This window comes from Floccifex porci (assembly GCF_009696175.1).
In the GTDB taxonomy this organism is placed as follows: Bacteria; Bacillota_I; Bacilli_A; order Erysipelotrichales; family Erysipelotrichaceae; genus Floccifex; species Floccifex porci.
Window position 1 is genome coordinate 47,945 of sequence record NZ_VUMM01000010.1, and the last position, 9,359, is coordinate 57,303.

10 protein-coding genes and 2 riboswitches are annotated in these 9,359 nt (G+C 40.3%); of the genes, 2 read left to right on the plus strand and 8 right to left on the minus strand.

The features are described from left to right. The 8 genes from thiD to gpmI all read right to left on the minus strand — a co-directional run bounded on the left by thiD (position 1) and on the right by gpmI (position 6,663). Positions 1-807: a bifunctional hydroxymethylpyrimidine kinase/phosphomethylpyrimidine kinase gene (gene thiD / locus FYJ50_RS06230; protein ID WP_154460233.1), complete on the minus strand. Its 807-nt coding sequence runs from the start codon at positions 805-807 to the stop codon at positions 1-3. Positions 808-896: 89 nt separating this feature from the next. Continuing rightward, positions 897-1,559, minus strand: a complete 663-nt coding sequence (locus FYJ50_RS06235) for an HAD family hydrolase (protein WP_205946452.1) — start codon at positions 1,557-1,559, stop codon at positions 897-899. Then, positions 1,556-2,197, minus strand: a complete 642-nt coding sequence (gene thiE, locus FYJ50_RS06240) for a thiamine phosphate synthase (protein WP_154460225.1) — start codon at positions 2,195-2,197, stop codon at positions 1,556-1,558. Before thiE ends, FYJ50_RS06235 begins: the two co-directional genes overlap by 4 nt. After that, positions 2,184-3,005, minus strand: a complete 822-nt coding sequence (gene thiM, locus FYJ50_RS06245) for a hydroxyethylthiazole kinase (RefSeq protein ID WP_154460226.1) — start codon at positions 3,003-3,005, stop codon at positions 2,184-2,186. The genes thiE and thiM overlap by 14 nt, the downstream gene beginning before the upstream one ends. Positions 3,006-3,017: 12 nt before the next feature. Further along, positions 3,018-3,536, minus strand: a complete 519-nt coding sequence (gene thiW / locus FYJ50_RS06250; protein WP_154460227.1) for an energy coupling factor transporter S component ThiW — start codon at positions 3,534-3,536, stop codon at positions 3,018-3,020. 259 nt (positions 3,537-3,795) lie between these two features. Next, a riboswitch (TPP riboswitch) is annotated at positions 3,796-3,903 on the minus strand. 46 nt (positions 3,904-3,949) lie between these two features. After that, positions 3,950-4,058: riboswitch (TPP riboswitch) on the minus strand. 326 nt (positions 4,059-4,384) lie between these two features. Then, the gene (locus FYJ50_RS06255; protein ID WP_205946453.1) at positions 4,385-4,597 is read right to left on the minus strand and encodes a DUF6809 family protein; all 213 of its coding nucleotides are present in this window, start codon (positions 4,595-4,597) and stop codon (positions 4,385-4,387) included. After that, positions 4,594-4,863 carry a TnpV protein gene (locus FYJ50_RS06260; protein ID WP_476729690.1) on the minus strand — a complete coding sequence of 90 codons (270 nt, stop codon included), beginning with the start codon at positions 4,861-4,863 and terminating at the stop codon, positions 4,594-4,596. The genes FYJ50_RS06255 and FYJ50_RS06260 overlap by 4 nt, the downstream gene beginning before the upstream one ends. Positions 4,864-5,121: 258 nt before the next feature. After that, positions 5,122-6,663 (minus strand): 2,3-bisphosphoglycerate-independent phosphoglycerate mutase, encoded by a 1,542-nt coding sequence (gene gpmI / locus FYJ50_RS06265; RefSeq protein WP_154460229.1) that lies wholly within the window; start codon positions 6,661-6,663, stop codon positions 5,122-5,124. 105 nt (positions 6,664-6,768) lie between these two features. Between gpmI and FYJ50_RS06270 the strand changes: the two genes are divergently transcribed. Then, positions 6,769-8,667, plus strand: a complete 1,899-nt coding sequence (locus tag FYJ50_RS06270; RefSeq protein ID WP_154460230.1) for an NAD(+) synthase — start codon at positions 6,769-6,771, stop codon at positions 8,665-8,667. A 123-nt stretch (positions 8,668-8,790) separates the two neighbouring features. After that, positions 8,791-9,261, plus strand: a complete 471-nt coding sequence (locus FYJ50_RS06275; RefSeq protein ID WP_154460231.1) for an SDR family NAD(P)-dependent oxidoreductase — start codon at positions 8,791-8,793, stop codon at positions 9,259-9,261. Positions 9,262-9,359: the final 98 nt, after the last annotated feature.

Genomic DNA, 9,359 nt, shown 5'->3' on the forward strand with positions numbered 1-9,359 from the left:
TTACTGCACCTCCTTTGCGTACACACCCTTCAAATCGAAGGCGTGATTCATCGGACCGGAGCATTTGCCCAAATCAAGCATAGCTGCTAATGCTCCGGAGAGATAGTCCTTTGCTCTTTGCACAGATTCGGCAAGAGTGAATCCCTTGGCAAGATTGGATGCGATGGCCGAAGACAACGTGCATCCTGTACCGTGAGTATTAGGGTTATCAATACGTTTGCCCTCAAACCATGTAAGTTCGCCATTTGCGTAAAGCAGATCATTTGCATCGTTGATACTGTGACCGCCTTTCAGCAAAACGGCACAATGATATCTGTCTCCAATATGCTTTGCCGCTGTCATCATATCCTCTTTCGTTTCAATGGTCAGACCGGAGAGAACCTGCGCTTCCGGAATATTTGGAGTCAAGAGGATAGCAAGAGGCAGCAATTCTTCAATCAAGGTCTGAACTGCATCGTTCTTCATCAAAGCAGAACCGGAAGTTGCCACCATAACAGGGTCAACAACCACATTCTTGGCATCATAATATCGCAATCTGTTCGCAATTACACGGATCAGCTCGCTGGATGCTACCATGCCGATCTTCACGGCATCGGGGTAGATGTCCTCGAATATCGCATCCAATTGTTGTTTCAAGAAATCCGGTGTTGATTCTTGAATTGCTCGCACGCCGGTTGTGTTCTGCGCAGTCAGTGCTGTAATTGCACTCATGGCATAAACACCATTCATGGTCATTGTTTTCATGTCTGCCTGAATACCGGCGCCTCCACTGCAGTCACTTCCTGCAATGGTCAATGCTGTTTTCATTTTCATAGTTTTACTCCTTTCGTTTTTCCGCATCGTTTTATATAGCGGCATAAGGTGGTGCCCCCAATCTGCCGCTTGAAGCTTTCGGCTTATTCAGCCGAAGCGAACTCCCAAAATTCTTCTGTATGTTTAAAATCCTCAATATAGCAATCCGACAGATTGCGGATTTCGGTTTGCCGTTTCTCGCTGTTATCAAACACTGCGACTACTTCAAAGCCATCAGCTTTTGCAGTCTGAATAGCATGGATGGCATCTTCAAAAATAATGGTAGAACTGCGATCCGCACCAAAATATTCCATTGCTTTTTGGAAAATAACCGGCTCGTCCTTTCCGTGTCCGACTTCGCTGCAAGTAAAGATTGCATCAAAATAGTGTTCCATCCCACATCTGCTGAGAGCTGCTTCAATTTGATAGCGGTCAGATGCTGTGGTAATACACATTGGAATCTCATCCATTTGCATCTGCTTAAGAAAATCAATCACACCGGGATTCGGTAAAACCTCGTGGATATAAAAATGCTCGATGGTTTGATTGATGCCTGTCATAATTTCCTCTACGGACAAAGACAAAGCATACTCTTGCTTTAAATAGCAGGCAGATTGATAAAGACTCAATGCTCTGACATCTTCTCGCATGGATGGCTGTGGTTCTTTTCCGAGAGAACGGAGATAAATTTCGCCGACTTGATCCCAAATGAACATAGAATCAAAGAGCGTTCCATCAAAATCGAAAATCGCACACTTTACTTTCATGCGTTCACCATTTCTTCTGACAGCTTGCGAAGCAGGCGGCATTCGTTTTCAATGTCGTCAGCGGAAAAAATGGCACTAACCAAAGCAACACCATCCACACCGGTGCCTGCAAGCCGAGAGATATTTGATTTACCAATACCACCGATGGCAACAACCGGAATATCAACAGCAGCACAAATATCACGGAGTATTTCTTTCGTAAGAACATTTACGTCTGTTTTCGTAGAGGTAGAGAACATAGCTCCAACTCCAAGGCAGTCTGCGCCGTTCTTAACAGCTTCCAGAGCTTCTTCCACGGAGTGTACGGAAACACCAATCATCATATCATCTCCAACTCTCTGACGAACTTGGGATGCTTCCATGTCCTCCTGTCCAACATGGATACCGTCGGCATGACACTTGATGGCGATTTCCACATTGTCATTGATGAAGAACGGAACTCCATATTTCTTGCACAGAGCAGAAATATCGATTGCTTCATTCAGAAAAGCCGCATCATCCAATTCCTTTTCACGAAGCTGGACACAAGTTGCGCCACCTTTCAGAGCAGATTCAACCTGTTCATATAAACTTTGTTTGCCTACCCATGCTCTGTCGGTGACAGCGTAGAGCAGCATCGCTTTTTTATCGCACTTCATATTTTGCACCTTTCTCCAGCATCTCTGGGGTCATATTGTAAATCGCATCAATGATGTAATTTCTGTAGGTAGAGTTACCATCCATTTCGGTGAGTCTGCTGTGAGCCACCTCACCTGCATAACCCATAGCGGCAACAGATGCAGCTGCTGCTTCTAACGAATGGTCAGGATTTGCGGTGACAAAAGCCGCCGTCATGGCAGAAAGCTGGCAACCCGTTCCGGTAATGGAGGACATCATAGGATGTCCGTTGCGGATGCAGTACGCCTTTTTACTGTCTGCTACGATGTCGATAGCACCGGTGATGGCAATGACGGCTCCGGTTTTCTTTGCAAAACCCTTTGCGAAAGCAATTACATCATCAAGGTTATCTTCCGTTACCTTGTCGGCTACATCGGCATCCACACCTTTTGTTGTGCCGCTACCAGAAGCCAAGGTTTTAATTTCAGAAATATTACCACGGATAACGGAGAACTTTACCTCTTGAAGAAGCTGCATAGCCGTTTCGGTTCGGAGTTTAGATGCACCGGCTCCCACGGGGTCTAATACAACCGGATGGTTCAGTTCGTTAGCTCGTTTACCTGCAATCAGCATGGATGCAATGGTGCGGCTATTCAGCGTACCAATGTTAATATTCAGACCGGCACAAATCGTTGTGATGTCAGCTACTTCATCCTTATCGTCAGCCATGATTGGGGATGCACCGCAAGCAATCACGATGTTTGCACAGTCATTGACTGTTACATAGTTGGTAATGTTATGAATGAGTGGACATTTCTTTTGCACATTTTCAAGCATATTCTGAAACATTTTTCTTCCTCCTTATCGGCTAAGAGATTCCTGCATGGTATGCAGAACGCCATTTTTTTTCAAACTGTAAATCAAAACTGCGGATATAATTGCACCACCGGCGGTAGAGATTAGGAACGGAATGATATAGGCATAAAAAGCAAGACCGGCTGCACTTTGCCCCATGAAGAAAATTGCAATCGGGTAAGCACACAGACCGCCAAGAATGGCAGTACCAATTACTTCGCCAATCAAAGTTCCCAAAATGTTCTTGGTTTTAGCATAAACTATGCCGCACACAAATGCGCCGAACATACTGCCCGGGAATGCCATCAGACTGCCAAGACCAAGCAGATTACGAATTAAAGCGGCTGCAAAAGCTGCACCCACCCCATAAGCAGGTCCGAGCATTACTGCACACAGGATGTTGACCATGTGCTGAACAGGTGAGCATTTACTCCCGAAAACAGGAAAAGAAAACAGGCTTCCAACAACAGCAACGGCACAGAAAACACCAGCTATCGCTAATTTTTTTGTATTAGTTTTGTTCATATTCAATTTCTCCTTTGAGTGAATTAGGAAACGTCAGTCATCAGCGGCGATTCCAAAATAGGCGTAGTTATCCCAAAGATAACTGCACGGAAGTTCGGTCGATGCTTACTGGCATCCTCTCACGCCGGAACACGGCTTCCCATCGCTAATATACAAGACTCAGGGCGCTCCCCCTCAGTCCGCCACATAAGTGGGTCTCGTTTCCTCCTTTCTCGAAGATAAAGAAAAACAGGAGAATACCTTTTGTGGTATCCTCCTGTAATAGAGCCAAAACATTTCCTACGGCGGCATTATCCACATCAGGTATAAGGGTCGAAGGTTGCACCTTCCTCTCAGCCTGTCAGCACAAGCTCCCCTGCGTTTTCAGTTGTAAAATAAAAACAGGAGACACCCTTGGGGATGCCTCCTGTAAAAAATCCTTGTGTATGACTTCCTACGGCGGCATTATCCGCATCAGGTTATAGGGTCGAAGTTCGATTACTTCCTCTCAGCCTGCACAAACAAGCTCCCCTGTATTTATTTTGTTTGATATAATACATCTAATTTCATGAAAATACAATAGATTTTCTGAAAAAGACACAAAATGTTTAATTCTAGGATGATTCGATAGGATATTTATAACAGGCATTAACTTCCCGATAAGTTGACGAGAAGTGTCCGTTTCGTAATCTTTATTCCGCTCAACTTCTACGCAACTTGCACCGAAGTCGTAAGAGCCAACTTCTACACAACCTGTGTCGAAGTATAAGGGGATTGCGCCCAATTTAAGCACAAGCCCCCATTTTCGATATATTCGGTTATTCTTCTAGAACTTCTAACATCATTCTTGCACCTAGTTTAAATCCATTCTAAAAAATCAAACAGTCTGTATTGGTTTGATGCTCTCGCACACAATCGGTGTATTTTTCGAATAATTCTTTCTGTTCGTCCGTCATAGTGGCACGGAGCTTTTCTTCGTTTCTGCAAATCAACTCCAACAGTTTCTTGTATTCCCTGTAAGAGGAAGTGTCATACTCGGTTAGTTCAACATTGCCGTACCAAAATTCTTCAAGGATTCTCATACCACATCCTCCTCATAGATTATCTCATACAAAACAATCTCCTCTGCACGATGGCGGATGCTGTTCATGGCTCCAACCCATGCCATCTGATCGTGCTGCTTCATGCGCTCCGTCACGCCCACAGCGGCTTTCATTTGCTCAATGATAAGTTTAAGACGACTCTGCGCCTGCTCGTTCAAATCAGCCAGATACGTCCACAACTCACCGCTAAGGCACAGATCATTGAGTCGGACGGGGTTATGCTCCTTGATGTAATCTCTGTGCATTCGTCCCCACAGACCAATAGGTCTGGTTTCCTTCGTTAAGCGAATATCGGAATATAGTAATCACCACAACGGATATAGTTCAGTTCCTGCATCATATGTACCTCCACAAAAGCATTTTACGGGTAAAAAAAGAAGCGATACTCGGTTATCAAACCAAGTATCGCTAACTTTTGTTTAGCCAACCATGTCTGACAGATGCCGTAAAATAGTTAAATTTTTGGTTTAACTGTTTTACGAGCACCCGCCATTTCCCCGCAATTATTTTTCAATAATAGATTCATTCCAGCTAGGATTTGGTTCTAATCCCAACAAGTCTGTAACAGTAGCCGCTACATTTGATAATCCTAAAGATGGATCTTGTTTACATTTTACATCCGCTCCATATACAATAAATGGAACTGGTGCTAATGTATGACTTGTTTTGCTTTCATCATCTGCATTTCCATGATCCGCACAGATTAATAAGATACCATTTACTTTATCAACGGATTCAATAACACGAGCTAAAGCTAAATCCACAGATTCAACACCAATAATCGTTGCTGGTAAAGATCCTGTGTGTCCAACCATATCTCCATTTGGATAATTTGTACGAATGAAATCGTATTTTCCGCTTTCAATTGCTTCACATAACTGATCGGTAATTTCAGCTGCTTTCATCCAAGGTCTTTGATCAAATGGAACAACATCAGATGGAACTTCTACATATGTTTCTAAAGTTTCATCAAATTTTTCAGAACGGTTTCCATTCCAGAAATATGTAACGTGTCCATATTTTTGTGTTTCACTGATTGCATATTCACGAATACCATGTTTGCACAATTCTTCTGTCAATGTATTTTTAATTTTTGGTGGTTCTGTTAAATAGTTCTTAGGAATCTGTAAATCCGCATCGTATTGTAACATACCTGCAAATTTAACATTCGGAACTTTCACACGATCAAATTTATCAAAAGATTCATCTCCATCAAATGCTAAAGAGATTTCCTGAGCACGGTCCCCTCTAAAGTTAAATAAGATGACACTGTCTCCATCATCGATTGTTCCCACTGGAGTTCCATCTTTTGCGATTACGAATCCTGGCAGATCCTGATCCACAACACCTGTTTCATTACGATATGTTTCAATAGCCTGTGTAGCGGATTCAAATTGTCTACCTTCACCCATTACATGAATTTTCCATCCTGCTTCTACCATTGCCCAGTTCGCTTCATAACGGTCCATAGTAATCTGCATACGTCCACCACCAGAAGCAATCAATGAATTGAATGAATCGTCATTTAATTCTTTCATGAAATCTTCAATTTCATCAATATACTGTAAAGCACTTGTAGCTGGAACATCACGTCCATCTAATAAAGCGTGTACACGTACTTCTTTTACACCTTCTTTTTTAGCCTGTGCAATCAAAGCTTTTAAATGATTGATGTGAGAATGTACATTTCCATCCGATAACAGTCCCAAGAAATGCATTTTTGAATTCTGTGCATTTGCGACCAGTTCTTTCCATGTTTTTGAATTGAATAATTCTCCACTTTCAATATTTTCATTTACTAATTTTGCACCTTGTGAATAAACCTGACCACAACCTAAAGCATTGTGTCCTACTTCACTGTTTCCCATGTCCCCATCTGTTGGAAGACCAACAGCCAAACCATGAGCTCTTAATTGTGTATGTGGACATTCATTCCATAATTTGTCCAATGTTGGTTTGTTGGCAAGTGCAACTGCATTGTTCTTTTTGTCTTCACGGATTCCAATACCATCCATTACGACCAGTACAACAGGTCTTTTTGTCATTCCTATATCCTCCATTTTTTACATAAAAATAGTATCACTAATTTTCTTTGAATTCAATCTTTGACTGATTTGGTGTATACTTAATCTACAGAAATGAGGATTTATATGCATCGATTTCAATATTATAAAGTCGCAAGCTGTACTCCTGATGTTTTTATCGGAGATCCAGATGCCAATAAAAAAGAAATTCTAAATATTATTCATTCTTTAGATTCCGATACACAACTGGCCGTATTCCCAGAATTGTGTATATCTGGATATACTTGTCAGGATTTATTCTATGAAGATATTTTATTAAAACGCTCAAAACAAGTATTGATTGAACTGTCTTATGAAATTCCTGAGAATTTAGCGGTTGTCTTAGGACTGCCTTTGGTGATTCAAAATAAATTATACAATTGTGCTGCTTTTGTTTTTAATCATAAAATCTTAGGAATCTATGTAAAAACTTATATTCCTATGTACAATGAATTTTATGAAAAAAGATGGTTTTCTTCCAGTAAAGATTTAGATACCGATTCAATTTGTCTGGATGGACAGATTGTTCCAGTATCGAATAAAATATTATTTAAAGATACAACCACAGATGCAGTTACTGGAATTGAAATCTGTGAAGATTTATGGGTAACCATTCCAATGAGCTCTTACCATGCATTAGCAGGAGCAAATATTCTTGTCAATCCAAGTGCTTCAAATGATGTGATTGCGAAAAAAGAATATCGCACTGGTCTGATTTTAAATCAAAGTGCAAGAAGCTATGCTGCTTATATTTATTCTTCCTGTGGAAAAGAAGAAAGTACTTCAGATCTGGTTTTTTCAGGACATGATCTGATTTGCGAAAATGGTTCTTTATTGAAAGAAGGAGTCAATGAAAAATTTATTATTGGTGAAATTGATATTCAGCATTTAATGCACGATCGAATTCATTTTAAAACCAGTATGGAAGAGTGTATGGAAGATTATATTATAGTTGAATATGAATCCAAACCTTATTCTTCCATTCAATGTACAAGATCTTTCAATCCTTACCCTTTTGTACCAAAAGATACCAAGAAAAGAATCGAACGCTGTATGGACATTTTACACATTCAGGCGCAGGGCTTAGCCACTCGCTTAAAGAAAATTCATTGTGATCAGGTCGTAATTGGAATATCCGGCGGTTTAGACTCTACTTTAGCCCTGTTAGTATGCAACGAAGCTTATAAAATCAATGGATACGATAATTCTGGTATACATGCCATTACCATGCCTGGTTTTGGAACAACCAATAGAACCCGCTCAAATGCACAGATATTGATGGATCTTCTTCATGTCAGCTCTGAAGAAATAAGTATCGTATCTGGAGTGAATCAGCATTTCAAAGACATTCATCACGATCCTTGTGTGCATGACATTACTTATGAAAATGCTCAGGCTCGACAAAGAACATACATTCTTATGGATCTGGCCAATAAATACAATGGTATTGTAGTGGGTACCGGGGATCTAAGTGAATTGGCATTGGGCTGGTGTACCTATAATGGAGATCATATGAGCATGTATGCGGTCAATGCATCGGTACCTAAAACTCTGGTTCGTTTTATTGTGGAAAGCTATGCTTTGAAAGACGAAACTTTATCTGAAGTATTGCTGGATATTTGTGATACTCCTGTTTCTCCAGAACTTCTTCCTCCGGATGCATCTGGTAAAATTGCTCAGAAAACAGAAGAAGTCCTTGGCTCTTATGATTTACATGATTTCTTCCTGTATCATATGCTTCGTTATCATGAAGAACCTTTAAAAATTTATGAAAGCTGCTTACTAGCCTTTAAAGACATAAAAAAAGAAACCATTCAAAAAGCCATCCATACTTTCTATCATCGTTTCTTTACACAGCAGTTTAAACGAAACTGTATGCCAGATGGCATAAAAGTTGGTAGCATCTGTTTTTCTCCTAGAGGAGACTGGCGTATGCCAAGTGATGCTTCCAGTAATTTATGGAAACAACAGCTTAAAGACATTTAAAGCAGCATTGAGCTGCTTTTTTATCTATGAATACAATCAACAAAATTATTTAAAATTTTTCTTGAAGTTTCCCTATGAAATATATTTAATAAAATGTTATCCTTTTTATAGGAGGTACATATTATGACACGTTTAAATGGAAAAGTTGCGATTATTACAGGTGGAAATTCAGGAGTAGGGGCTGCCACTGCTTTATTATTTGCCAAAGAAGGAGCAAAAGTTGTTATTACAGCTCGTCGTGAAGAAAAATTAAAAGAAGTTGCTGCTCAAATTGAGGCGGCTGGAGGAATTGTATATCCTTTAAGTGCTGATATTTCTAAAGCAGAGGATGCCGTTAATATCATAGAAAAAACGGTTGAAAAATTTGGCCAAGTGGATATTCTAGTTAACAACGCTGGTATTCTAGAACAGGGATTAAAGCCGATTGATCGTTTTGAAGATGAAGATTTAGATCGTATTTTAAATACAAATACAAAAGGAACAATGTATTGTATGAAAGAAGCAGCTAAAGAAATGACAAAAACCGGAAAAGGATCTATCATAAATGTTGCCAGTGTAGCTGGAAGAGAGTGTAATATAAACCGTGTAAGTTGAGAGCGTACGGATCAACTTCACGGTTTTTATTATTATCTATGCTATGATATAGGAGAAAAAAGGAAATGAATGAAATGGCAAGACAAAAAAGAGACCCT

Bases quoted from the DNA above. Each gene is read 5' to 3' on its own strand.
- thiD (WP_154460233.1), bottom strand. From the start codon at position 807: ATGAAAACAGCATTGACCATTGCAGGAAGTGACTGCAGTGGAGGCGCC.
- FYJ50_RS06235 (WP_205946452.1), bottom strand. From the start codon at position 1,559: ATGAAAGTAAAGTGTGCGATTTTCGATTTTGATGGAACGCTCTTTGAT.
- thiE (WP_154460225.1), bottom strand. From the start codon at position 2,197: ATGAAGTGCGATAAAAAAGCGATGCTGCTCTACGCTGTCACCGACAGA.
- thiM (WP_154460226.1), bottom strand. From the start codon at position 3,005: ATGTTTCAGAATATGCTTGAAAATGTGCAAAAGAAATGTCCACTCATT.
- thiW (WP_154460227.1), bottom strand. From the start codon at position 3,536: ATGAACAAAACTAATACAAAAAAATTAGCGATAGCTGGTGTTTTCTGT.
- FYJ50_RS06255 (WP_205946453.1), bottom strand. From the start codon at position 4,597: ATGAGAATCCTTGAAGAATTTTGGTACGGCAATGTTGAACTAACCGAG.
- FYJ50_RS06260 (WP_476729690.1), bottom strand. From the start codon at position 4,863: ATGCACAGAGATTACATCAAGGAGCATAACCCCGTCCGACTCAATGAT.
- gpmI (WP_154460229.1), bottom strand. From the start codon at position 6,663: ATGACAAAAAGACCTGTTGTACTGGTCGTAATGGATGGTATTGGAATC.
- FYJ50_RS06270 (WP_154460230.1), top strand. From the start codon at position 6,769: ATGCATCGATTTCAATATTATAAAGTCGCAAGCTGTACTCCTGATGTT.
- FYJ50_RS06275 (WP_154460231.1), top strand. From the start codon at position 8,791: ATGACACGTTTAAATGGAAAAGTTGCGATTATTACAGGTGGAAATTCA.